Here is a 26,443-nt window from a genome sequence, read left to right as displayed (position 1 = left end):
CGCTTATAATCAGCATGTTTCACTTTGTTCCGGGTGTTCCGTGTGCAAAAATGGAACGCCGGCGGCGTGAATACAAAAAATCTATTAGTTGAGAAGTTAAATAATTACGGAATTAAGCATAAACAGTTAATTGAAAAAATTAAACCTGCACAATGATATTTAACTACCTGAAAATCGCCTGGCGTAACCTTTTAAAACAACGGTTATTCAGCCTTATTAACATCACCGGACTGGCTGTTGGCTTGGCTGTTTGTATGACTATAATGATGTATGTAGCTCATGAAACAAGTTATGATAGTTTTCATAAAAATGCAGGCAGGATATTTAACCCGCATGCGTCGATTAAAGTAGGCGGCAACACCATGAATATGGCCTTTATGAGTTATGCAGCTGCATCAATTATTAAGGACAAGCAGCCCATTGTTAAGGATTACATGCGCACAATGGCTTATTTTAAGCCGGTAGTTGTCAGTAATCCCGACAAACCGGATGCAAAATTTTCTGAAAAGAACCTGTTGTTTGCCGATGCAGGTTTTTTTAATTTCTTTTCCTTTAAGCTATTATCAGGACAGGCCGAAAATGTACTCAATAAGCCTTTTACCGTTGTGTTATCGCGCGATATGGCTGCAAAATATTTTGGTACGGAAAATCCAATCGGCAAAACCATTGTGTTGAAAACCGATAGCGCTTTTACTTATATGGTTACCGGAGTTGCCGAAAATTGCCCCTCAAACTCATCCATTGCGTTTAATTTCGTAACCTCTAATTTGAGCTTGCTAAAAATGAAGGAAGCGTCAGACTATGTAGGAACAAAAGAAATCAGCTTTGGTAATTTTGGAATCTACCTTTTATTAAATCATGCATCGGATAGTTCAGCGCTAAGAAAAAACCTTGACCTGATGGCCAAAAGTGATAAAACTTTTGACAACGTAAATTATTCGCTTGCGCCGCTAGCGGATACGCACCTCAAGAACAATTTTGGTGATTCATCAAATACCAAATATCTAAAGATCTTTCCTTTGGTGGCCATCCTGATACTGTTACTCGCGCTGGTTAATTATATGAGCCTTTCAACAGCCCGGGCTACCCTAAGGGCAAAAGAAGTTGGTGTGCGGAAAGTATCAGGCGCGAGCCGTAAAACCATCGCTATGCAGTTTTATGTGGAGTCCACCTTGTTTGCAACGCTGTCTTTTGTGATTGGCTATCTTTTATGTTATGCTTTTAAACGGTGGTTTTTAAATGTGCTGCAGTTGAAAATTGACAATTCATTTTTATATAGCTCCCAGGTGCTTTTATTATTGTCTTCGTTACTTATAATAACTATCCTCATAGCGGGTAGCTACCCTTCACTGGTGCTTTCCGCATTTAATCCGGTTACAACACTAAAAGGGAAAATGAGTAAAAAAGCAGGCGGTATAACCGTTCGGAAAATTTTCACAACGCTTCAATTTACCATTTCGGTAGTGTTAATTATTTGCGGAATTGTCATCGACAGGCAGTTGTATTTCTTCAGGCACGCAGATACCGGCATTAATCGGGAAAACGTGATAATGATCCCGGTGAGCAATAGTTTTGGGACCAATTATCCGGCGTTTAAAAAGGATATCCAGTCCCTTTCAGAAATAGAAAACGCCGCTACTTCGCGTTATGGCATGTTCCAGGGTTTCGATATGAACTCTATCAATGGCAAAACAAAAGACGACTACACCATGATATCATCACTTGCAGTAGATGACCGTTTTGTTAATACAGTGGGTTTGAAGTGGAAAATTGCCCCAACTCAACCGCTCGCCGGTATGAACCAGGTCGCAATAAATGAGAAAGCTATTGAGAAACTTCATTTGTCTGCAAATCCGGTGGGTACCTATATTGCCTCAGGCGAACAGAAATTTAAAATAATAGGGGTGGTAAAAGACTTTAATTATAGTTCCATGCAGTCGGAAATAACTGCCTTGGGGCTTTTCATAGTTCCGGGTAATACACCATTTTGGAGTAAAGTAGGGTGTAATTTATTTGCCCGAATAAAGCCGCACACCAATCTGCCAACCTTGCTGAATAAAATGCAGGGTATCTACAAAAAATACGACCAGGACACCCCTTTTAATTATACTTTTATGGATGATGCTTTTAACCAGCAATACAAAGCCGAAGATCGGCTGGCATCCATATTTAGTGTGTTTACTTATATAACCATTATACTGGCCACGCTTGGGTTATTTGGTTTGGCTGCGTTTACTATTGAGCAGCGTACTAAAGAAATTGGCGTTCGTAAAGTTTTAGGAGCAAGCCTTGCATCAATCAATACACTATTATCAGTTGATTTTTTGAAATTGGTGTTATTAGCTATTGTAATTGCTTCGCCAATTGCATGGTGGGCTATGCACGGATGGCTGCAGGATTTTGCCTACCGGATAACTATTTCCTGGTGGATGTTTGCAGCAGCTGGCTTCATTGCAATTATAACAGCAGTTGTGACAGTAAGCTATCATGCCATAAAAGCTGGAATAGCTAACCCTGTGGATAGCCTGAGAAGTGAGTAGGCTGGCAGGCAAAATAATGGAACAATAGACTATTTAAGTGCAACTTCCTGAATAGTTTAACCATCATACAATAAGAGTTTTAATAGCTATCACAACATAGAATCATGATACGGAATTATATTAGAACCATGTGGCGGAGCCTGTCAAAGAACAAGGGCTACAGCTTTCTGAATATCGGCGGGTTGGCTACCGGGATAGCCTGTGCTTCACTTATTTTTTTATGGGTAGAGGATGAAATTAATTTTGATTCAGTAAATGTAAAAAAAGACAGGCTTTACCTGGTAGAGGAAAATCAGAAGTACGATACCTATGTCTTCACAGAATCGTCAACACCTGGGTTAATGGCTGATGCGATGAAAGCGGAACTTCCGGCTGTTGAAAATGCAGGCCGTACAACCGAGGGAACTACATCTTTGCTGTTTTCAAAAGGTGATAAATCAGTTTTTGCCGGTGGTAAATATGCAGATCCGGCAATCTTGAAAATGTTTACCCTATCTTTTTTACAGGGAAACCCTTCAAACCCGTTTCCCCAGCTGCATTCCGTTGTTATTACCCAAAAAACAGCTACCAAGTTTTTTGGGCGTGACAATAATGTTGTTGGGCAAACCATAAAGGTTGATAATAAACAAGATTATGTTGTTTCAGGAGTTGTAAAAGACATTCCTGAAAATTCTTCATTTCAATTCGAATGGTTGATGCCATATCAAATTTACTTTGATCAAAGCCCGTGGCTAAAAAGCTGGGGCAATCAATCAACAAACACTTACGTTGAGCTAAAGCCCGGTGTGGGCCCGGAGGTAGTTAATAAACAACTTTACGGTTATATTCAAAAGCGCGAACCTACAGCGCTGGGGCACGCATTTTTATTTGCAATGAACGACTGGCATCTTTATGATGACTTTAAAGACGGTAAGAAAACGGGCGGCGGCCAAATTGAATACGTTCACTTATTTACAGCCATAGCATGGATAATATTATTTATAGCCTGCATAAACTTCATGAACCTGGCCACCGCACGTAGTGAAAAACGTGCACGGGAGGTTGGCGTTCGTAAGGTAATGGGCGCCGGCAAAACTTCGTTAATGATGCAATTTGTGGGTGAAGCTATATTTATGGCCTTTGTATCCGGCGTAGTTGCTATGGTGATTGTAGCATTGGTATTGTCGGCATTTAATACGTTGGTGCAAAAACAGCTTGCCATGGAATTGAGCAACCCTTATCACCTATTAGCGGTTACCCTAATAACATTGGCCTGCGGGCTTATTGCGGGCAGCTATCCGGCTTTGTACCTGTCGTCGTTTAACCCCGTATCGGTATTAAAAGGGTTTAAACTTAAAGATAGCGGCGCAGCATATATTCGTAAAGGTTTAGTTGTGCTTCAATTTACGGCTTCAATAGTATTGATCATCAGTACTATAGTGGTTTATCAGCAAATACAGCATGTTAAAGACCGGCAATTAGGGTTTAATAAAAATAACCTGATCGAACTGGATCTGCAGGGCGACATGGCTAAAAATTTCAACCCTGTAAAGCAGGAATTTTTGAACACCGGTTATGTATCGAATGTAGCACTTGCTGATCACGCTATAATTTATGGTGGCAATAATACTTCCGGGCTTACCTGGGAGGGAAAACCTGCCGGTTCAAAAGTGCTGATATCGCAACGATACATTACTCCTGAATTTATAGAAACATCGGGGTTGAAGATTATAGATGGGCGTGGTCTTACCGTTCAGGACACAGCGAAACCAATTCGCATGCTTATTACGCAATCAATGGCAAAGTTGATGGGTAAGGGAACCGCGATAGGCAAAAAGGTACATGGCGAAGGAGATACCACTTCAGCTACCGTTGTTGGCGTGGTGAACGATTATGTATATGGTAATATGTATGGTAACCCTGATCCTGTTATGTTTTTTAGTACGCAGCCCAAATATGCTACGGTGATGTACATACGGCTCAAGTCACAAAATAATTATGAAAAATCACTGGCTGGCATACAAGCGGTTTTAAAAAAATATAACCCGGCTTACCCATTTGATTACAGATTTGTTGATGACCAGTTTAACCGGATGTTTTTATCAGAAATGCTGGTAAGTAAACTGTCGCGCGTATTTGCCTCCCTGGCCATTGTTATATCATGCCTTGGATTATTTGGACTTGCGGCTTATACTGCCGAGCGCCGCACGAAAGAAATCGGCATCCGGAAAGTGTTAGGCGCGAGCGTACCTGGTTTGGCGCGTTTACTTTCGCTTGAGTTTTTACAGTTGGTTGTTTTATCGTGCCTTGTTGCATTTCCTTTGGCTTATTGGGCGCTTCAAAACTGGCTTAAGACCTATCAATACCGGATTGATATTAATTGGTGGGTGTTTGCTGTTGCAGGTATTGCCGCAATGATAATTGCAGTGGTTACCATAAGCTATCAATCAGTTAAGGCAGCGCTGGCTAACCCGGTAAAGAGCCTCCGTTCTGAATAATTATACACACGACCACAATTTGAACCAATCATGATAAAAAACTATTTTAAAATAGCGTTTAGAAACCTTTGGAGGCACAAAAGCTTTTCATTAATAAACATTATTGGCCTTGCTGTAGGTATGACAGCTTGCTTCCTTATTTTCATGTATGTAAGGTTTGAGTTGAGTTACGATAATTTCAACCAGAATTTTACCGGGATTTATCGTCTTAAAATTCCAGGAAAATAACATCAGCTTTACAGATCCTGCCATATTCAGAATTTTTACCTTCCCGTTTATAAACGGGAACCCTGAAACTGCACTTAAGGATCCATTTAGCATTGTAATTACTGAAACAATGGCTAAAAAATATTTTGGCAATACCGAAGCCATAGGAAAAATATTGCGGTTGAATGCCAAACAGCCCGTTACAGTTACCGGGGTTATTAAAGATGTTCCGCTAAACTCGCATTTTAGCTTTGATATGCTTATGTCAGCTTCAACAATGGAAAAAATGAAGCTGATAGACATGAATGAGTGGGGTAATTTCAGCAATTTCACCTACTTGCTGATTCCCAACGCAAATGCAGCCGCAAATCTTAAATCGAAGCTTCCGGGTTTCCTGATAAAGCATATTAGCGAGGATAAACGAAAGAAGGGTTATAATTATGAGTTGTTTGTTGAGCCGTTAAAAGACATTTATATGGACACCTATCGGGGAGCTCCTGTTAATGGCAACATGAGTAATGTTTATACATTCTCTATAATTGCCATATTCATCTTGCTTATTGCCTGTATCAATTTTATAAATCTTACCACGGCAAGGGCTACAGAAAGGGCCAAAGAGGTAGGAATCCGTAAAGTAGTAGGGGCTTTAAAAAACCAGCTTACCGTTCAATTTCTGGGCGAATCCATAATCATTTGTTTAATCTCCTTTTTTGTATCCGTATTATTGAGTATGCTATTGCTTCCGCTGTTTAATCAGCTGGCAGGCAAAATTATCAGCCATAGCATTATTGAACATGGTTATATTTTTATCCTTTTCGCAATATCGGTTGCTATTGGTTTTATAGCTGGTGTTTATCCGGCTTTGGTGCTAACCAATTTTAGCATTACTTCAATTCTTAAAGGCAAATTCAGCACGTCAGCTAAGGGGATTTTTTTAAGGAAAGGGCTGGTTGTTGTGCAGTTTACTATATCTATTGTGCTTATAGTAGGTACCATTATTGTTTACAACCAGCTAAATTTCATGCGTAGCCAGTCGCTTGGTTTTCAAAAGGATCAAATGTTGATCGTTGATTTTAATGGCGACTCTGTTGTCCAGAGCATGAGCGAAACGTTGAAAAATGAGCTAAAGCAAATTCAGGGTGTGGTTTCTGTATCAGGTTCCGGGACAACGCCGGGCAATGGAAATAGCGTAGCTTATTCTGAAGTTGAAAGCCGTTCAGGCAGTCTGCTTTCAATGAACATGAATTTGTACGACGTGGATTTTGATTTTATGCAGCAATATGGAATGAAAATGGTCGCCGGTCGTTCATTTTCAAAAGAATTTGCTACCGATACTACCCAGGCATTTGTTGTGAATCAAACTGCGGCAAAAAATCTTGGTTATGCATCTCCTAATGATGCCATAGGTAAAAAGTTTAATCAGTGGGGACGTAAAGGACAGATCATAGGCGTGGTTCAGGATTTTCATTTCGAATCGCTGCAGCAAAACGTAAAGCCCCTGAACCTGCGGATAAACCCGAGAAATATAAATGTGTTTACGCTTAAAATTAGGGGAGGGGAAATCCCCAATACTATAGCCGCGGTCGAAAGTAAATGGAAAACACTAGTTCCGCAACGGCCCTTTAACTACTATTTTTTAGATCAGAACTTCAATAAACAATACGCAACCGAAGACAGGTTTGGTAAGTTGTTTATGTACTTTGCAGTACTGGCTATTATGATTTCGTGCCTAGGTCTTTTAGGGCTGGCATCTTATAGCACCCTGCAGCGTACCCGCGAAATAGGAATAAGAAAAGTGTTGGGAGCCAGTGTTCCGGGTATCGTAAATATGTTATCGAAAGAGTTTATGTTGCTGGTGCTTATCGCCGCAGTTATAGCCTTCCCGCTGGCGTGGTTTGGGATGCATAGCTGGCTTAAAGATTTTGCGTATAAGGTTAACATTGGATGGTGGGTATTTGCAGTTGCCGGGGCATTAGCCATGATGATAGCCATTACCACAGTAAGTTTCCAGGCGGTTAAGGCAGCACTGGCTAACCCGGTAAAAAGTTTGAGAAGCGAGTAGGGGTAAGTGATGAATTAATTGTATCAATTATAATTAATTAAAGTAAAACAGGTGCAACCTAATAAGTTGATACGGCGTCCTATTAAGGGTTGTAAAAACTTTCTGTTCACCTAAAACAAACCATCATGATAAAGAACTACATTAAAACCGCTTTCAGGGGCTTGATGAAAAACAAAGGCTTCACTTTTATTAATGTGTTTGGCCTCGCATTGGGTTTAGCTACCTGCCTGCTTATTGTATTTTATGTATTTGACGAATTGAGCTATGACCTGTTTAATACAAAAGCAGACAGAATTTTCCGGGTAAACAACGATATAAAATTCGGCGGGAACGAGAATTCGTATGCTGTTGCGCCGCCGCCAACTGCTGCTGCGTTAAAGGCGGATTTTCCAGAAATTGAACAGGTAGTGCGATTTAGGGAACGGGGTGGAAACCAGGTAAAAAAAGGAAAACAGAATATTATTGAAGAAAGGATGGTATATGCCGATAATTCCATCTTCAGTATTTTTACTTTACCTATGATTACAGGTAGCACCGGAAATGCTTTAACAGAGCCGCACACGGTGGTAATTACAGAAAAAATGGCGAAGAAATATTTCGACAGAACGAATGTAGCAGGCCAAACGCTAACTTTTAACGATACTTCTTTCTACAAAATAACGGCAGTTATCAAAGATATTCCCAGGCAATCACATTTTAATTTTGATTTTTTTATAGCGATGCCGGGATTGGCTGAAAGTAAAGAAGATACATGGTTCAGTAATAATTTCAACACCTATATTTTATTAAAACCAGGAGCCGATGTCAATAAACTTGAAGCAAAACTTCCCGGTTTTTTACAAAAACATGCAGGGCCACAGTTAAAGGCCATACTACACTTAACCTTTAATGAGCTTGAAAAAAGCGGTAATTATTTTAAATTAAGTTTAATCCCTTTAAAAAAGATCCATTTACAGTCAGCCAGCGTGGCCGAACTGGATGCAAATGGCGACATAAAGTATGTTTACATATTTTCGGCTATTGCTGTATTTATATTACTGATTGCGTGTGTTAATTTTATGAATCTTTCAACTGCACGTTCTTCAGGCAGGGCGAGGGAAGTTGGTGTGCGAAAAGTATTAGGATCACCACGCAAATATTTAATTGCACAGTTTTTAACCGAATCTATCTTAGTAACCCTGGTAGCCACTATTATAGCATTGTTGCTTGCCTGGGCTTTCCTTGGTCAGTTCAATAAAATGTCCGGAAAAGAACTGGTTATAACCTGGCAAATTATTTCATGGTTAATTCCTGTACTACTGCTGATAATCATTGTGATAGGTTGTTTGGCAGGATCGTATCCGGCATTGTACCTCTCGGCGTTTCAACCTATTCAGGTGTTGAAAGGAAAAATTGCGGCAGGCTTCAAAGGAGGCGTGTTCCGAAGCTTTTTAGTTGTCTTTCAATTTTCAATATCCATTTTTCTGATCATCGGAACCTTAGTGATTTATAACCAGCTCAAATATATTCAAAGTAAAGATCTGGGTTACAATCGCGATCACGTAATGATAGTGAGGAATGTTTGGTCGTTGGGTAATAATGCCAGGGTGTTTAAGCACGAGGTGCAGGGCCTGGCCGGTGTTCAAAATGCTTCGCTTAGCGGCGCATTACCCACTGGCGGGTATGGTAATAGCTCAACAATGTTTAAAGATCCGGTTGTTGATCAAAAACGCGCCATATTGGCCCAGATCTGGCCGGTTGACGAAGACTATCTGCCCACTTTGGGAATTAAAATGGCGGCCGGAAGAAATTTCTCCAAACAAATGCTTACCGATTCCGTAGGTCTGGTGGTCAATGAAGCTGCGGCAAGAATGCTTAATTTCTCAGACCCAATCACTCAGCCACTTTATGCACCTAACGATAATATGGTAAAAACGATGAAGAAGTATCATATTATCGGTGTAATGAAAAATTTTAATTTCAGGTCGCTAAAGGATAATATAACACCCTTAATATTTACGTTGAACGAAGATAGGGGAGCTGTTAGCGTTCGTATCCGGTCAGCTAACATTCCCAGTATCATCCAGCAGATAAAAAATAAGTATAACTCGTTTTCGCCTACCCAGGAGTTTAACTACACCTTTATGGATGAGGATTTTGACGCTATTTATCGTGCCGAGCAGCGAATAGGCACAATTTCAGTTGCTTTTACTACCCTGGCCATAATAATAGCCTGTTTGGGACTCTTTGGCCTGGCCGCTTACGCAGCCGAACAGCGTACCAAGGAAATTGGTGTTCGGAAAGTGTTGGGAGCCAGCATCTCAACCATCGTAGGAATGCTTTCAAAGGATTTTATAAAACTCGTACTTTTTTCAATAGTACTGGCTGCCCCGCTGGCCTGGTGGGCAATGCATAGCTGGTTGCAGGGGTTTGCTTATCGCCAGAATATCCAATGGTGGATAATTGTGCTGGCAGGTGCGGGAGCAATATTTATTGCTTTTGTTACCATAAGTTTTCAATCGGTTAAAGCGGCGTTGACTAATCCCGTTAAGAGTTTAAAAAGTGAATAGGGCGATAAAGAGAAATAAATTAAAACTATTGTGAAAATATTTTCAGGTGGATGCAACCCACAGAGAAAATTTAATGTCTTGTAGAAACTACTATACAACTTAACCTTTCTTTATGCTTAAAAATTATTTTAAAATAACCTGGAGAAACCTGTTAAGGCATAAAGCCTTTTCGTCTATCAATATTTTAGGTTTAGCCATAGGTATGGCCAGCTCTGCGCTCATCCTTTTGTGGATCCAAAACGAAGTAAGCTATGACCAGTTTCATGAAAAAAAAGACAGGTTATATGAAGTATATAATAGGTCGGTTTTTGATGGTAAGCTTTGGTGTTGGGGCACCACTCCAAAGGTTATGGCTAAAACACTAAAGCAGAACTACCCGCAGATTGAGGAAACAGCGCGTACTACTGACAATACGTTCCTTTTTATAATTGGCGATAAGCACCTGAATGTTCAGGGCAATTTCACTGATCCTGGATTCCTAACCATGTTTAGCTTTCCATTACTAAAAGGAGATCCCAAAACAGCATTGAATAATATCCACAGCATTGTAATTACCGAAAAGCTATCAAAAAAACTTTTTGGTGATGATAACGCAATGGGTAAGACCATTAAGATTGACAGCAACGCTTATTTTAATGTTACCGGCGTTATGAAGGATCTGCCTAATAATACCCGTTTTCAATTTGAATACCTGTTGCCATGGTCGTACATGAAAAAGATTGGATGGGATGATGAATACTGGGGCAATAATTCCATACAAACCTGGGTGTTATTAAAACCCGGCGTTACCGAGGCGCAGGCTGATGCGGCTATTGTTAACGTAACCAAATCACATTCCGACACTAAGGATATCTATCAGTTTTTGCATCCTGCAAGCAAATGGAGACTTTATTCTAAATTTGATGATAAAGGTAAAGTATCGGGCGGGCGGATAGAAACCATCAGGATATTTTCAATAATTGCTGCCTTTATTTTATTAATAGCCTGTATTAATTTTATGAACCTGAGCACCGCCCGCAGCGAGAAGCGCGCCCGAGAGGTAGGGATTCGTAAAGTTGTAGGCGCTTTGAGAAATTCCCTGATCTTCCAGTTTTTAGGCGAATCTGTATTAATCGCCTTTATAGCAGGCATTATCGCATTGGCGGCTGTTCAGATAAGTATTTCTGGCTTTAATACGCTAACAGATAAACAGCTGTTTGTTCCCTATGGGAATCCATATTTCTGGCTGGTTTTCCTTGGATTTGTATTATTTACCGGTGTTATTTCAGGGAGTTATCCGGCGTTGTATTTATCTTCATTTAAGCCGGTGAGTGTTCTTAAGGGGACTTTCAAGGCGGCTAATGCGTTAATAACGCCACGCAAATTGTTGGTAGTTATACAGTTTACCTTTGCTGTAGTGCTTATTGTTTGTACCATTATAATCAGGCAGCAGCTTAAATATGCCCAGGACAGAGACTCGGGTTATAAGAAGGACAACCTGGTGTATGTAATGATGAAGGGAACCATACAAAAAAATTATGCAGCTATTAAGAATGAATTAATTAGTAGCGGAGTGGCGTCTGCTGTAACCAAGACAAGTTCACCAATAACCCAGGGTTGGAGCGATAGCTGGGGCTACAATTGGAATGGAAGGGTTGCAGGAGGCGAAAAAATAGACTTCAATATTTTTAATACCGACGGAGACTTTGTTAAAACCATGGGGCTTAAAGTTATAGCTGGTCGTGACATTGATATAGTAAATTACCCCTCTGATTCTTCAGCAATGTTACTGAACGAAGCTTCGGTTAAAATTATGGGTTTTAAGAACCCGGTGGGCCAGATAGTAAGAAACGGTGATGGCAAGGACTCACAGCAATGGCACGTGGTAGGTGTAGTGAAGGATTTTATATTACAGTCGCCGTATGAGCCTGTAAAGCATATGCTTATCCAGGGGCCTAAAGCATGGTTTAATGTTATCCATTTTAAACTTAACAATGCACACACCACTACCGAGAACTTGAAGCGTGCCGAGCAGGTATTTAAAAAATATAACCCGGAGTACCCGTTTGAATATAATTTTGTTGATCAGGAATATGCCCGCAAATTTGGAGACGAACAAAGAATAGGCACGCTTGCCAGTCTTTTTGCGGGCCTTACCATTATTATTTCATGCCTGGGCTTGTTTGGTCTTGCGGCTTATATGGCGCAAAACCGGATTAAGGAAATCGGTATCCGCAAGGTGCTGGGCGCTTCGGTAGCAGGCGTTACAACCATGCTGTCAAAAGATTTCCTAAAACTTGTGATGATTTCCTTTACAATTGCTACGCCAATTGCCTGGTGGGCAATGTATGAGTGGCTTAAAGGGTATTCATATCGCATAACTATCAGTATTTGGGTGTTTGTGGTAGCAGCTCTTATTACGGTAATAATATCGTTAATAACCGTTAGTTTCCAGGCGGTAAAGGCCGCATTAACCAACCCGGTGAAAAGTTTAAAAGGTGAGTAGTTTAATTGTTAACTGGCTTTTAGTTGCAAATTAGTTAAACCGCTTAATAAATGATTGACGAATTAATAGACAAACTATGTTAAAAAACTATTTCAAAATTGCCTGGAGAAATCTTAAGAAAAACAGGCTTTATGCTTTTGTAAACATTACCGGCTTAACTGTTGGTATAGTTAGCTGTTTATTAATCGGCATATACATTAAAAACGAATTAGGATATGATCGTTTTAATGAAAATGCTGACAGGATAGTTAGGGTAACAATGGATTACGGCCATGGTGAAGCGCCACAAAAAGTAGCAGTTACCGGCACTAAAGTCGGGCCGCAATTTAAAAGAACATTCCCTGAAGTAGTTGATTTTGTACGATTGGAGAAACGAGGGGGTGTAATAACTTATAATAACCAGGTGTTTGAAGAGACGAGCATTCTTTATGCCGATCCGTCTTTTTTAAAAATATTTTCGTTTAATCTTGTTAGCGGTGATGCATCTGCAATAAGTTCGCCTGATAAAATAATTGTTACCGAAAAAACAGCCAAAAAATATTTTGACAAAGAAAACCCAATAGGGAAAATGTTAAAAATTGGCGATCAGAATTTTATCGTGTCGGGTGTTGCTGCTGATGCGCCGGAAAATTCACAGGTGAAATTTGATTTTATTGTATCATTTAATAATCTTAATGCTTCCAAAACTGAAAAATGGTGGGAGGCCAATTATATTACCTATTTGTTGTTAAAGGACAAAGATCAAGTTCAGCCTCTACAAAGACAGGTTTCTGCTTATATGAGCGGTGTGAGCAGAAATGAACTAAAAATGACCGGCAGCCAATATTTAACCTACCACCTGGAGCCTTTAACAAGTGTGCATCTGCATTCAAGCCTCCCAAGTTCCCTGGAGCCCAATGGCAGTATTACGTATATATACATAATGGTTGTAGTGGCCATATTGATATTGATAATTGCATGTGTAAACTATGTGAACCTTTCCATAGCGCAATCCGCAGGGCGTGGTGCCGAGATTGGTATTCGGAAAGTAATGGGCGCTGCAAAAAGCCAATTGTTCAGGCAGTTTATTGGCGAGTCGCTTTTTGTTACTGCTATCGGCGTATTATTGGCAATTGGTTTTGCTTTTATATTGCTGCCATCGTTCAATCACATATCGGGTAAAGACCTTCAGCTTAGCGCGTTGCTTGATCCTGTTATATTGGGCAGCTTAGTTTTGCTTGGGCTTGCAATTGGCTTTGCGGCGGGGGCTTACCCAGCTTTATTGTTGTCAAGTGTTAAACTGGCAAAAATCCTTAAATCGGGCTTTTCATTTACTTCAGGGCAGGGGGTGCGAAAATCATTAATTGTATTCCAGTTTATCATTTCAATTTTCCTGATCATCACTACCGTAGTTATACTGCAGCAACTGTCGTATATCCGTAATAAGGATATCGGGTATAACAAAAGTAACGTGGTAGTTTTGCCCGTGAACTGGAAAATGCTTGCAAAGGTTGAGGGGTTAAAAAAAGCTATTAGCAACGTTCCGGGTGTAGAGGGTGTTGCAGCAGCAAATAATGAACCTATTAATGTGCAATGGGGCGATGGTATAACTACTGCCGATGGCAAGAATATTTCGGTAAATGCACTGCCAATGGATGAAGATTTCATAAAAACAATGCAGCTAAAAATAATTGCGGGGAGCGATTATAATCAAACGGATGTTTTACAGATAGATACAACCAACCAGGGCAAAAACTTTCATTATTCATTTATGATAAATGAGGAAGCGGCCAGGCAATTGGGCTGGACACCCGAACAAGCCATTGGAAAGGAAATTTCAAAAGGCGTAACCGGGAAAATAAAAGGGGTTGTTAAAGATTTCAACTTTAAATCGTTCCATGATCCGATTGGGCCGCTATTGATATTTTTAGATCATTTTCAAACACAGGCATTATTTGTTCGCATAAATCACAACAACACAACATCAGCTATTCAAAGCCTCGAAAAGATCTGGAAAGAACGTGTGCCTGAAAGACCTTTTTCCTATAAGTTTTTAGATGATGACTATGATGCCATGTACCGGTCTGAACAACGTACAGCAGGGGTATTCACTACATTTTCTGCTTTGGCTATATTACTGGCATGCCTCGGCTTGTTTGCAGTGACTGCGTATGCGGTAGTACAGCGCACAAAAGAGATCGGGATCCGAAAAGTGCTTGGCGCCACAGTTTCCAGCATTATTGTACTTATTTCAAAAGACTTTTTGGGTTTAATAGTTATTGCTACGGTAATAGCGTCGCCAATAGCATGGTTTATAGCGCATGCCTGGCTGCAGGATTTTGCTTACCGGATAAATATACATTGGTGGATCTTTGTTGCTGCGGGTGCGGTATGCTTATTGGTAGCGGCTGTAACGGTTAGCATCCAGGCTATAAAGGCAGCTCTTGCTAACCCGGTTAAGAGCCTGAAAAGTGAGTAGTTGTTTTAAGTAAGCGGTTTACCCAAACTTATTTTCAACCGGGTGCAACGTAAATAAATAAATGGTCGTCTAATAGGTAAATAAACTTAAAAATGATGAAAACTTACCTTGCACTGTTGTTAATTGCCTGCTCAAGCTCAGTTGCTCTTGCCCAGGGCAATTGGGATAAAACCCCATATCAAACAAAATCATTAGCAAATGATGCTATCAAAGATGTATTTGTAAACACATCCGGCGGAAGCATTTCAGTTAGTGGAGCCGCCGGCGAGTCTGCACGGATTGAAATTTATGTGCGCGGAAACAATAACCAGGAACTTTCAAAAGAAGAAATTCAGAAACGGCTGGATAAAGATTATGATTTACAAGTTACCGTGAACAATCATGAAGTTCATGCGGTAGCAAAAAGGAAAAAGAACTTTAATATTGATTGGAAAAGGCCATTGAGCATATCTTTTAAAATTTATGTTCCGAGAGAAGTTGCTACACATTTAAATACCAGCGGCGGGAGCATTCATTTGGATAACTTAATTGGCGCACAGGAATTTAGCACCAGTGGCGGCAGTTTGCACATGGATAATCTTGCCGGCAGAATAAAAGGTGAAACATCAGGCGGAAGCATCCAGGTAAATAATTCAAAAGATATTATTGACCTTGAAACAAGCGGCGGAAGCATAAATGCTAAAAACTGCCAGGGCAAAATCAGGCTTGAAACATCGGGCGGTTCACTTCATCTTGAAGCATTAGAGGGATCAATTACCGCCAATACCAGCGGGGGCAGTATCCAGGCCAACAATATAAAAGGTGAATTAGTTACCGGGACAAGCGGCGGCAGTGTTAATTTATCAGCAATGGCCTGTAGCCTTAACGCATCAACCAGCGGCGGCAGCATGCATGTGGATATGCGTCAATTAGGAAAATATGTTAAACTTGACGTTAGCGGGGGTCACGTCGATCTTACACTCCCTGCCAATCAGGGCATGAATCTCAATTTATCCGCAAGTAAAATCAGGTCATCAAATGTTAGCAAATTTACCGGGGAATGGGAAAAAGACCATGTAAAGGGTACGCTGAATGGCGGTGGCATCCCTGTAAGTGTTGAAGCAAGTGATAATTTGAATATAGTCTTTAATTAATAGTATTAAATAGTTTTTAAGGCGGTCCTGATATGCTATAAATAGTGTGTCAGGGCCGTTTTAGTTTTAGTCTCACCCTCGATATTAACTCAACGTGAGTTCGATATAAGCAACGGTCACCTCAGTCCAAACCCTTCTCCAACAGCGTTGAGGCGGGGGGTAAGTTTGTGTATCTACGCAGGAAAGCGTTCCATTTTTATAGCGGAACGGGTGGAACAAAGTGAAATATGTTGATTATCAATAGTTTAATCACTTGTAAAGAATTAAGCAGGTGCAAGTTTCTGATAATCAAGATGTTTCATCCGCCTTGTTCCGAACTTACGTTAACTTAAACAACTCCGAAATTGGAATTCCGAAATCAAAACTACTGTTCGCAGGCGTAACACTATGTGTTCGCTATTGATACAGTTATAATTAAAATTAAAATATAAATAACTGATTAATAGATAATTATATAATTGGTATGTATTTTAAACATGTTAACAAAAAAGCACAACACTTACAAAAAAGATGCACCGATAGTTGTTAGCAATTTTATACCCATAAATTAATAAGATGATCAAAAACTTTATAATAACAGCATGGCGAAATTTGAGTAGAAACAAAGTATTCTCCCTTATAAACGTTTTTGGGTTAGCCGTCGGATTAGCGTGTTGTATGCTTATCAGCGCTTATTTATATCAGGAGTTAACATATGATACTTACTCCGCAAATGCTAAACAGCTTTATAGGGTTGCGCTTCACTCAAACGGCAACAATACCGCAGCCGATTTTCCAAATGTCGACGTTGCAGTAGGGCAGGGCATAAAAAATGCGTTTCCGCAAGTATTGGATTTTACCCGTTTATCTCAACGGGAGCCGGTGTTTGTTAAATACAATGAAAAGCAGTTTAAGGAAAACAAGATCGTGATAACCGATCCTAATTTCTTTCAGCTATTTTCAATACCTTTTGTTGAGGGGGACAGTAAATCGGCACTTATTGAGCCAAATACCATGGTTATTACGAAACCATTCGCGAAGAAATATTTTGGTAATTCTCCGGCGCTTGGTAGAATGGTGAATGTTGGCCCCAACCTTTTAAAAATAACAGGCATAATTGACGAAATTCCAGGTAATTCTCATTTTCACGCGGATGCGTTTATAAGCATGACAACATTTGTTACTGCTACCACGAGGCAAACATGGAGTAATGTTGGCTATTTTACCTATCTTCTGCTTGATAAAAATGCCGACCCAAAAAAGCTGGAAGCTGGTTTTCAGAAACTAGTCGCAAAAAATGTTGTCCCCGAGATTCAGCACGATATGGGAGTAAGCCTTGCCGAGGCTCAAAAATCTGTAAACTCTTTCCTGTTCTTTTTACAACCTATAACTGATATACATTTACATTCTGCCACAAAATATGAATTTGAAGCTAATGGCGACATCCATTACATATACATATTTGGCGCCCTCGCATCCTTTATTCTGTTGCTGGCCTGTATAAATTTTACCAATCTGTCAACAGCAAGCTCATCAAACCGGTCAAAGGAAATTGGGATCAGAAAGGTATTGGGATCAGAAAAAAACAAGCTTGTTTGGCAGTTTCTTACTGAATCAGTAATGCTTACGGCGCTTGCAATGCTTTTTGCGTTAGGTCTTATTTACCTTTTGTTACCCTATTTTAATAACCTTGCCGGCAAGCACATTGATATGTTGTTTTTCCTGAATTTCAAGGCACTGAGTTTACAAATCGCCCTGATCCTGTTTGTTGGACTTATTGCAGGTATTTACCCGGCATTTTTCTTATCTTCATTTAAAATTCTGGCTGTTTTAAAAGGGAACAGTACAGCGCAAACTACAGGCAAAGGTGGCTTACGCAGCAGTTTGATCGTATGCCAGTTTGCTATCTCAACAGCACTGATCATATCAACCTTTGTAGTTTACCAACAATTGCATTTTATGCAGAACAAAAAGCTTGGTTATGATAAAAACCAGGTGCTGGTAATAAATGATACTTATACGCTGGGCAATAACATAGTAGCTTTTAAGCAACAGCTTTTAAATGATCATCGCGTAGTAAACGCCAGCATTTCAAGCAACATACCGGGCTTTAATAATATGGGGGGTACTGAAATTTATGCTAAAGACCTGGCAGACAAAGGTGCCCGTACCCAGATCCAGACCGGTATTTATTGGATAGAGGATTCATATATTCCAACATTGGGGATCCAAATTGTCAAAGGGCGAAACTTTTACCCGTCGTCGCCTGCCGATTCAATTTCAGTTATAGTTAATGAAGCTGCTGTGCGCGACCTCGGCTTTGGAAATACTGATCCGATAGGAAAAACCATCGTACGCTCGGGGCAGCGCCATTATAATATAGTTGGTGTGGTTAAAGATTTTCATTACACATCGGCAAAACAAAAGATAGCGCCTTTAATGATGCTTCCGTCTATTAATAGTCGGGGTTCAATAATAGCGAGGATAAAAACTGCAGATGTGCAGCCCTTGTTAACAGATATAAAGCGTCAGTGGGATTTATACAATCCCGGCACACCTTTTAGCTATTCTTTTTTGGATGAGCAATATCAATCCCTATACAATACAGAAGAACGTACGGGGCAAATATTTACCTCATTTGCTGTTATAGCGGTTATAATAGCCAGCCTTGGCCTGTTTGGTTTGGCTGCATTTATGATCCGCCAGCGGGTTAAAGAAATTGGCATCAGGAAAGTTTTGGGTGCAACATCCGGCAGCATAACGGTTATGCTGTCAAAAGAATTTTTAAAGCTGATAGTGATAGCATCGCTGATTGCTTTTCCGGTAACCTGGTATGCGATGAGCAAATGGCTGCAGGATTTTGCTTACCGCATCGATATTCAATGGTGGGTATTTGTACTGGCTGCGGGCATTGCGTTACTGGTAGCAGCAGCTACAATTAGCTTTCAATCAATCAAGGCTGCACTGGCAAACCCAGTGAAAAGTCTGCGTTCGGAATAGTCATTGATCATTGGTCATTAGTGACTGATGCAAACCAATGACTAATGACAGCGCAGCGAATGACACAATGACTAATGACTAAATAAAATGATAAAAAACTATTTCAAAACCGCGTGGCGGAACCTGATAAAAAACAAATTTTATTCAGTTATAAATATTGCAGGGCTTACATTGGGACTTGCAATAGGTATGCTTATTTTATTATGGGTACAGGATGAGTTAAGCTTTGACTCTTTTCATACAAAAACAAAAAACATATATCGCGTTAATTCATACCTGGGAAGCGGCAGCACCAAAAGAATTTGGGATAATGCACAGGCGCCGGTAGCAACTTATGCTTTAAAAGAAGTGCCTGGTGTTAAAAATGCGGTACGTATAACGCATGCTTACAATAGCGTTTTTGGTTACAAGGATAAGTTGTTAAAAGAAGAGAATGCAGCATATACCGATCCTTCACTTTTTAGGATGTTTGATTTTAGATGGATAAAAGGAGATGCTACAAATCCATTCCCTAATGACCAGTCTGTAATCATCACACAATCTACAGCTAAAAAGTATTTTGGGGAAGAAGACGCTGTTGGGAAAGTGTTACAGCAGGATCATAAGGACAATTATACCGTGAGCGGTGTAATAGCTGATTTTCCGGATAATTCGAGCATAAATTATGATATGCTGTTCTCAATGAACCTGGTGGCCAGGGAATATAACGGCAAGGGTTTCTGGAAATCACTTGATAGCAATTGGGGCAATTTTGGATATACTACTTTCTTTGAAATTCAACCCGGAACACCGATAAAGCCCATTGGGGAAAAACTGATCCGGATCCAGGCAAAAAACGCACCATGGATAAAGGTAAATTTAAAGGAGAATGCCTATCAGTTACAACCACTTTCAACTATTCACCTATATCAGGCAGATGGCACAGCATCAGGAATGCAAACGGTTAATATATTTTTAATTGTTGCTGTTTTAATATTGCTGATTGCCTGCATCAACTATGTTAACCTTTCAACCGCCCGGTCAATGATCCGTGCAAAAGAGGTAAGCATCCGTAAAATTGTAGGCGCTCAAAAAACGCAACTGTTTGCACAGTTTATTATTGAAACAGTTCTGTTTTTTGGTATCGCACTGGTATTTGCATTTGTCTTGATTACCCTGATAATGCCATATTATAACCAGATCTCGGGAAAACACATGCACCTTAACCTTACCGATCCCGCAGTATGGAAAATAGTTTCAGTTACTATTATTGGCACATTGCTCGCATCATCTGTCTATCCTTCTATATTGTTATCATCTTTTGAACCATTAAAGGCATTAAAAGGGAAAATAACATTAGGCGTGGGTAATGTTACTTTCAGGAAGATATTGGTTACCACCCAGTTTGTTTTTTCAGTTACCCTGATCATTGTTACCCTGGTAATTGGCAGACAATTGAAATATATCCGCGAAAAAGATCCGGGTTATGACCGTTCGCAGGTTTTCTCTTTCCAAATGGGCGAAATGCAAAAACACCAGGATGTGGTTAAAGCAGAGTTAAGAAACCAACCAGGAGTTGAAGCCGTAACATCATCGGATAACAAACTGGTAAACAACAGGAATACTACTGCCGGCGTAGATTGGGATGGTAAAGACGCTAATTCGAGCTTTATTATTCACCACCTGGGGATAGATGAGAAGTTTATCCCGCTGATGAAAATTAAATTGCTGGCTGGTAATAACTTTTCGGGTGTAAAATCCGACTCGGCCCATTTTATCTTAAACGAAACAGCCGTTAAATTGACAGGGATAAAAAAACCCATTGGTAAACGCCTGAAGTTACAGGAAACCGAAGGAACCATCATAGGAGTTGTTAAAGATTTTAATACCGCATCGTTAAAAGAAAGAATTGAACCTACTGTAATTTACTATGAGCCTAAAGGTTATTTATTATATGTAAAAACCACGGGAAGAAACGCAGCCAAAGCTGTTGCGGCAGCTACCCGCCTTTGGAATCAATACAATCCCGGCTTTCCGTTTGAGTATAATTTTATGGATGAAGAATACGGCAACTTGTATAAAACCGAGCAGCGAACCGGTGTTTTATTTAATATTTTCTCTGCTATTGCAATTATTATTTCATGCCTTGGCCTTTTAGGTTTAGCAACCTATACCGCTCAGATCATGACCAAAGAGATTGGTATCCGTAAAGTATTGGGTGCAAGTGTAAGCAGCATTGTAACACTGGTGTCGAAGGATTTTTTAAAGCTGGTGTTGCTCTCAATAATAATTGGTTCGCCAATAGCCTGGTATGCCATGAATAAGTGGCTGCAAAGTTTTGTTTACCGGATTGATATTAACTGGGTAATATTTCTTTTAGCAGGCTTGATTTCCGTCGGAATTGCGCTGATAACGATCAGTTTCCAGTCAATCAAAGCAGCGGTGGCAAATCCGGTGAAAAGCCTTAGAAGTGAGTAGGCAGTGGGTGGTAGCAGTTTGCGGCTGAAAAATAAAGATATTGAACCGTCAGGCAAATTTCTAATGACAGCGCAGCGAATGACACAATGACTAATGATTAAAACATGATAAAAAACTACTTCAAAACCGCGTGGCGGAACATTACCCGTAACAAGGTATATGCCGCTATTAACATACTGGGCCTTTCGCTTGGAATTTGCGCCTGCCTGGTTATTTATCTTATAACCAGCTTTGAGCTAAGCTATGATACTTTTCATCCCGATGGTGACCGGATTTACAGGATAACAGGGAGTATTAAACATGCCGAAGATCAAAAGCGCGACCTGGCCACAATTATGGGCCCGATGCCCACGGCAATGCGAAGTGAACTTAGCGGATTTGAAAGTGTCACTACTTTTTTTAATTATTTCGCAAAGGTTAGCATCCCCAACGGTAAAGAACTGAAAAAGTTTGATGCCCCAAGGCAGGGAGAAGATCACTCGGACCTGATTGTGGCCGAGCCACAGTATTTCGACCTGTTTAAATATCATTGGCTGGCGGGCAAAGCGGCGACAGCTTTAAATGAACCCTTTAAAGTTGTGATATCTGAAAGCGCATCACATAAATATTTTGGTAATGAGACTCCTGATAATGTTATGGGCCGTGAAATTATTTATAATGATTCGTTAAGGCTTACTGTATCAGGAATTGTAAAGGATTGGAGCGGGAATACCGATTTTAAGTTTAAGGAATTCATTTCGTTTGCCACAATTAAAAGCAGTTTTCTGAAAAACGACATCGATGTTACCAATTGGGGCTTTTGGGATTATAACACCCAGGGCTTTGTAAAGCTGGCAAAGGGAGTTACACTGGCACAGGTAGAAAAACAGTTTCCGGCGTTTGTGAAAAGCCATGTTAAAACAGGCCCGGGTAGTAAAGCTTCATTGTCATTACAGCCCCTTGCCGATATTCACTTTAACTCAGCTTATGATGATGCCTATTCGCGGCAGGCACATCTGCCTACACTTTATGCGCTAATGGGGATTGCTGTATTTATTTTAATTATCGCGGCCATTAATTTTATTAACCTTTCAACCGCACAATCATTGCGCAGGGCTAAAGAGGTTGGCGTACGTAAGGTATTGGGGAGCAGTAAATCAAACTTAACCGTTCAGTTTTTAACCGAAACGCTTTTAATAACCACGGTTGCGGTTATTGTTGCGCTGCTTATTACGGGTCCGGTTATCTCATCTTTGCAATCTATTATACCACAGGGCGTGGCTTTAAACTTATACAACCCGGCAACAAGTATATTTTTATTGCTGATAACAATAATTACCGCATTGCTTGCAGGCTTTTACCCGGCCAGGATCTTATCATCTTATTTACCTGTATTAAGTTTAAAAGGGCAGGGGTCAACAACGCTGAACCAAAAAAGTTACCTGCGTAAAGTTCTTATCGTATTTCAATTTACCGTATCGCTGGTATTTATAATAGGTACGCTGGTTATTGGCAATCAGATCCATTATGTACTAAATACTGACCTTGGTTTTAAAAAGGATGCCATTATTACCATGCATACCGCTTATAGCAATCCAATTGACCAGGTTGGTGTTTTTGCCGAAAAAGTTAAACAGATCCCCGGAGTACAATTAGTTAGCCAGCACCATCAAACCCCGGCGGCTAAAGGACACATGGGTACTTATATAAGTTATGCAGCTAACAAAGCTAAAATAGATGCATCTTTTGACATGAGTGATGAAAATTATGTGCCTTTATTCGGACTTAATTTGGTTGCGGGGCGAAATCTTCTGCACGCTGATACAATAAAAGAATTCCTGGTAAATGAAACCTGTGCCAAAGCATTAGGCTTTACAAAACCATTGGATGCTATTGGGAAAATTGTTGAGATAGGAATGAACAATGGAAAAGCACCTATTGTAGGTGTGATAAGAGATTTTCATTCACAATCATTACATGACCCGATTACTCCATTTTTTATAGCGTCATTAAAAAAGGGTGAACGCACCGTCAGCATAAAATTAACCACACGGGGCAAGCAAGCTGATGATTTTAAAAATACCATAGCAAAGGTTAAGAAGGCATGGGATGAAGTTTATCCTAATGATAAGTTTGAGTACGCATTTTTTGATCAAACAATTGCCAAACTATATGAAAAGGAGCAAAAAACAGCCCGCCTGATGAATATAGCTATGTCTATCGCTATACTTATTTCATGCATGGGGCTTTTTGGCCTGGCAACATTTACTGCACAGCAGCGCTTTAAAGAAATCGGTATCCGCAAAATTTTAGGTGCAAGCGCTGCGCGTATTGTATCAATGCTAAGCAAAGATTTTTTAATACTGGTTGTCATAGCCATATTCATAGCATCGCCTGTAGCTTATTATTTTATGCATTTATGGTTGCAGGATTTTGCCTACCGGGTAAATATCAGCTGGTGGATCTTCCTGTTATCAGGGGTATCGGCAATACTGATAGCGCTGGCAACCATTAGTTTTCAGTCGATAAAGGCTGCGCTGGCAAACCCGGTGAAGAGTCTGAGAAGTGAATAGTAATAAATGAAAATTTACGGATGAGAGAATACGATGTTTAATGTATCACCAAAAAAAACGAACAACCAAACTAAACGATCATGATAAAAAACTATTTCAAAATTGCTTTCCGGGGATTCAGGAAACACAAATTGTTTACATTTATAAACATCATTGGCTTGTCTATAGGTATCAGCGCCTGCCTGGTTATTTACCTCATCGTTTATTATGATCTCACTTTTGACAAATTTCACAAAGATAGCGACAGGATCTACCGCGTTGTAACTAACTATTCGTTCTCTGGTGAAGTTGGTTACAATAGCGGTGTGTGCGGGCCGTTGGCCGGTGCTGTAAAGGCCCAGGTGCCCGGTGTTGACGTGGTAGCGCCGTTTTATACACTATCGCAGGTTAATGTATTTGTTGATGGGATAGGTAACGTACCAACCCGCTTCAAAAACCAGGAGAATATCATCCTTGCCAGCCAGCAATATTTTGAAATATTTAATTATAAATGGTTAGCAGGAGCTTCAAAGACAGCATTAAATGACCCTAAGCAGGTTGTACTTACTTCTGAGCAGGCAAAAAAATATTTTCCCGCCCTGTCATATAATCAGATGATAGGCAAAGTAGTAACCTATGATACAATCAAAACATCTGTAACAGGTATTGTAGAATCTTTAAAAGATCACAGCGATCTTTATTTTAGAGAATTCATATCATACGGTACAGCTAACGTGGTGAAGGACCTGAAGGACCAGTTGCAATTAACGGCATGGGGAAGTACTAATTCCGCCTCTCAGCTTTTTTTAAAGCTATCCGGCAAAACTCCGGCCGCCCGCATTGAAAAGCAGTTGAATGACCTGCTTGGCAAAAACACTAAAAAGGAAAAAGGTAATACCCAGGATTTTCATTTGCAGCCTTTAAATGACCTGCACTTTAACACAAATTACGGCAGTTTTGATTCGGGGCATGTGGCTAACAAAACCACACTTTACGGTTTATTGGTGATTGCATTGTTTTTGCTTATCCTGGGCTGTATAAACTTTGTGAACTTAACAACTGCACAGGCATCACAGCGGTCTAAAGAAATAGGCATAAGAAAAACGATGGGCAGCAGCCGGGAACAACTCATCTTCCAATTTTTGAGCGAAACATTTTTAATAACGCTAACAGCCGTTTTAATTTCCGTTGGAATGGCCCCATTTATATTAAAGGCATTTTCGGCGTTCATATCACCCGATATCACATCAGCATCATTGCTCCAGGCTAATATCATTGTATTTTTGCTCGGCCTAACCCTTATAGTAAGCTTTTTATCGGGCTTTTACCCCGCAATTTTGCTGTCGTCATACAAACCTGTGCTTGTGCTTAAAAATCAGGCGCAAACCGGTAAAAGCCAAACACGCAATGCATGGCTCAGAAAATCATTAACGGTAACGCAGTTTGTTATAGCTCAATTTTTTATAATGGCTACCTTACTGGTAAGCAAGCAAATTTATTACGCGCTCCATAAAGATCTTGGTTTTAAAAAGGATGCCATCGTAATTATACATGCACCCTGGAAAAACAAACAACTTAGCCGGAATTTAGTATTTTTTGATAAACTGCGGTCCATACCACAGGTAACTATGCTGAGTGTTGGATCTGATGCTCCCTCATCAAATAGCACAATGTCTACCGAAATGCTTTATAAGGATGGAAAAAAAGAAATTAAGACAGATGTTCAGGAGAAATATGGCGATGAAAATTACCTTAAGTTATATCAAATAAAACTACTGGCCGGCCGGAACATACAAAAAAGCGATACAGCTAACGCATTCCTCATTAATCAAACCTATGCTAAAGTACTTGGCTTTAAAAACCCCTCAGATGCGATAGGAAAGATGCTGAAATACAATGACAAAGAATGGCAAATTGTTGGTGTAATGGCTGATTTTTATCAACGATCATTACATGCACCAATTAAGCCACTGGCTTTTCTTGTAAACACAGCAATCTACCGTAACAATACATTCCATATTGCTTTGAAACCGCAAACAAAAGACAGAAATGACTGGAAAAAAGCGATTGCAAGTATGGAGCGCTCTTGGAAACAGATCTACCCTGATGACGATTTTGAATATCATTTTTTTGATGAAAATATTGCCAAATTTTATGAAAGTGAGCAGCATACTTCAACGCTTTTAAACTGGGCTACAGGTTTATCTATTTTTATAAGCTGTCTTGGCTTATTAGGCCTTGCCATTTATACTACAACGCAGCGCACAAAAGAAATTGGCGTACGTAAAGTGCTCGGCGCTTCAGTAGCCCAAATTGTGACATTGCTATCCTCTGAACTGATATGGCTGATTCTGCTGGCGTTTGTTTTGGTTACACCGGTAGCCTGGTACGCCATGAATAAATGGATGGAAGGTTTTGCTGACCGTACTACGATAAGCTGGTGGATTTTTGCCTTAAGCGGCGCCGGAATGCTGCTTGCAGCCGTATTTACTTCAAGCTTTCAAACGGTTAAAGCAGCTATTGCAAACCCGGTTAAAAGCTTAAGGAGTGAGTAATAGCAGTTTT

At 40.1% G+C, this 26,443-nt stretch carries 11 protein-coding genes; all 11 read left to right on the top strand.

Annotated elements, in window-relative coordinates:
* The first annotated feature begins 152 nt into the window (after nucleotides 1–152).
* The 11 genes from MuYL_RS13925 to MuYL_RS13875 all read left to right on the top strand — a co-directional run bounded on the left by MuYL_RS13925 (nucleotide 153) and on the right by MuYL_RS13875 (nucleotide 26,433).
* Complete coding sequence (locus MuYL_RS13925) at nucleotides 153–2,540, top strand: ABC transporter permease (RefSeq protein ID WP_094571153.1); 2,388 nt, start codon at nucleotides 153–155, stop codon at nucleotides 2,538–2,540.
* Between the two features lie 104 nt (nucleotides 2,541–2,644).
* Nucleotides 2,645–5,017, top strand: a complete 2,373-nt coding sequence (locus tag MuYL_RS13920; protein WP_094571152.1) for an ABC transporter permease — start codon at nucleotides 2,645–2,647, stop codon at nucleotides 5,015–5,017.
* Between the two features lie 172 nt (nucleotides 5,018–5,189).
* Entirely contained in the window at nucleotides 5,190–7,286 is a 2,097-nt protein-coding gene (locus MuYL_RS13915) for an ABC transporter permease (protein ID WP_317043877.1), read from the top strand.
* Between the two features lie 125 nt (nucleotides 7,287–7,411).
* Nucleotides 7,412–9,835, top strand: a complete 2,424-nt coding sequence (locus MuYL_RS13910) for an ABC transporter permease (RefSeq protein WP_094571151.1) — start codon at nucleotides 7,412–7,414, stop codon at nucleotides 9,833–9,835.
* A 112-nt stretch (nucleotides 9,836–9,947) separates the two neighbouring features.
* Nucleotides 9,948–12,320, top strand: coding sequence for an ABC transporter permease (locus MuYL_RS13905; protein ID WP_094571150.1), 2,373 nt, complete (start codon nucleotides 9,948–9,950; stop codon nucleotides 12,318–12,320).
* Between the two features lie 76 nt (nucleotides 12,321–12,396).
* Nucleotides 12,397–14,778 (top strand): ABC transporter permease, encoded by a 2,382-nt coding sequence (locus MuYL_RS13900; RefSeq protein WP_094571149.1) that lies wholly within the window; start codon nucleotides 12,397–12,399, stop codon nucleotides 14,776–14,778.
* 92 nt (nucleotides 14,779–14,870) lie between these two features.
* Nucleotides 14,871–15,911 (top strand): DUF4097 family beta strand repeat-containing protein, encoded by a 1,041-nt coding sequence (locus MuYL_RS13895; protein WP_211710148.1) that lies wholly within the window; start codon nucleotides 14,871–14,873, stop codon nucleotides 15,909–15,911.
* Nucleotides 15,912–16,466: 555 nt separating this feature from the next.
* Complete coding sequence (locus MuYL_RS13890) at nucleotides 16,467–18,890, top strand: ABC transporter permease (RefSeq protein ID WP_094571147.1); 2,424 nt, start codon at nucleotides 16,467–16,469, stop codon at nucleotides 18,888–18,890.
* A gap of 87 nt (nucleotides 18,891–18,977) precedes the next feature.
* Nucleotides 18,978–21,347: an ABC transporter permease gene (locus MuYL_RS13885; RefSeq protein WP_094571146.1), complete on the top strand. Its 2,370-nt coding sequence runs from the start codon at nucleotides 18,978–18,980 to the stop codon at nucleotides 21,345–21,347.
* A gap of 104 nt (nucleotides 21,348–21,451) precedes the next feature.
* Nucleotides 21,452–23,899: an ABC transporter permease gene (locus MuYL_RS13880; RefSeq protein ID WP_094571145.1), complete on the top strand. Its 2,448-nt coding sequence runs from the start codon at nucleotides 21,452–21,454 to the stop codon at nucleotides 23,897–23,899.
* Between the two features lie 80 nt (nucleotides 23,900–23,979).
* Entirely contained in the window at nucleotides 23,980–26,433 is a 2,454-nt protein-coding gene (locus MuYL_RS13875) for an ABC transporter permease (protein WP_094571144.1), read from the top strand.
* Nucleotides 26,434–26,443: the final 10 nt, after the last annotated feature.

Source organism: Mucilaginibacter xinganensis, assembly GCF_002257585.1.
Classification (GTDB): Bacteria; Bacteroidota; Bacteroidia; order Sphingobacteriales; family Sphingobacteriaceae; genus Mucilaginibacter; species Mucilaginibacter xinganensis.
The sequence above is the reverse complement of the archived record's forward strand: the minus strand, read 5'-3'. Positions and strand labels throughout refer to the sequence as shown.

Excerpts from the sequence above, each read along its gene's own strand:
- MuYL_RS13905 (WP_094571150.1), top strand. The coding sequence starts at position 9,948 with ATGCTTAAAAATTATTTTAAAATAACCTGGAGAAACCTGTTAAGGCAT.
- MuYL_RS13890 (WP_094571147.1), top strand. The coding sequence starts at position 16,467 with ATGATCAAAAACTTTATAATAACAGCATGGCGAAATTTGAGTAGAAAC.
- MuYL_RS13895 (WP_211710148.1), top strand. The coding sequence starts at position 14,871 with ATGATGAAAACTTACCTTGCACTGTTGTTAATTGCCTGCTCAAGCTCA.
- MuYL_RS13920 (WP_094571152.1), top strand. The coding sequence starts at position 2,645 with ATGATACGGAATTATATTAGAACCATGTGGCGGAGCCTGTCAAAGAAC.
- MuYL_RS13925 (WP_094571153.1), top strand. The coding sequence starts at position 153 with ATGATATTTAACTACCTGAAAATCGCCTGGCGTAACCTTTTAAAACAA.
- MuYL_RS13910 (WP_094571151.1), top strand. The coding sequence starts at position 7,412 with ATGATAAAGAACTACATTAAAACCGCTTTCAGGGGCTTGATGAAAAAC.
- MuYL_RS13900 (WP_094571149.1), top strand. The coding sequence starts at position 12,397 with ATGTTAAAAAACTATTTCAAAATTGCCTGGAGAAATCTTAAGAAAAAC.
- MuYL_RS13885 (WP_094571146.1), top strand. The coding sequence starts at position 18,978 with ATGATAAAAAACTATTTCAAAACCGCGTGGCGGAACCTGATAAAAAAC.
- MuYL_RS13875 (WP_094571144.1), top strand. The coding sequence starts at position 23,980 with ATGATAAAAAACTATTTCAAAATTGCTTTCCGGGGATTCAGGAAACAC.
- MuYL_RS13880 (WP_094571145.1), top strand. The coding sequence starts at position 21,452 with ATGATAAAAAACTACTTCAAAACCGCGTGGCGGAACATTACCCGTAAC.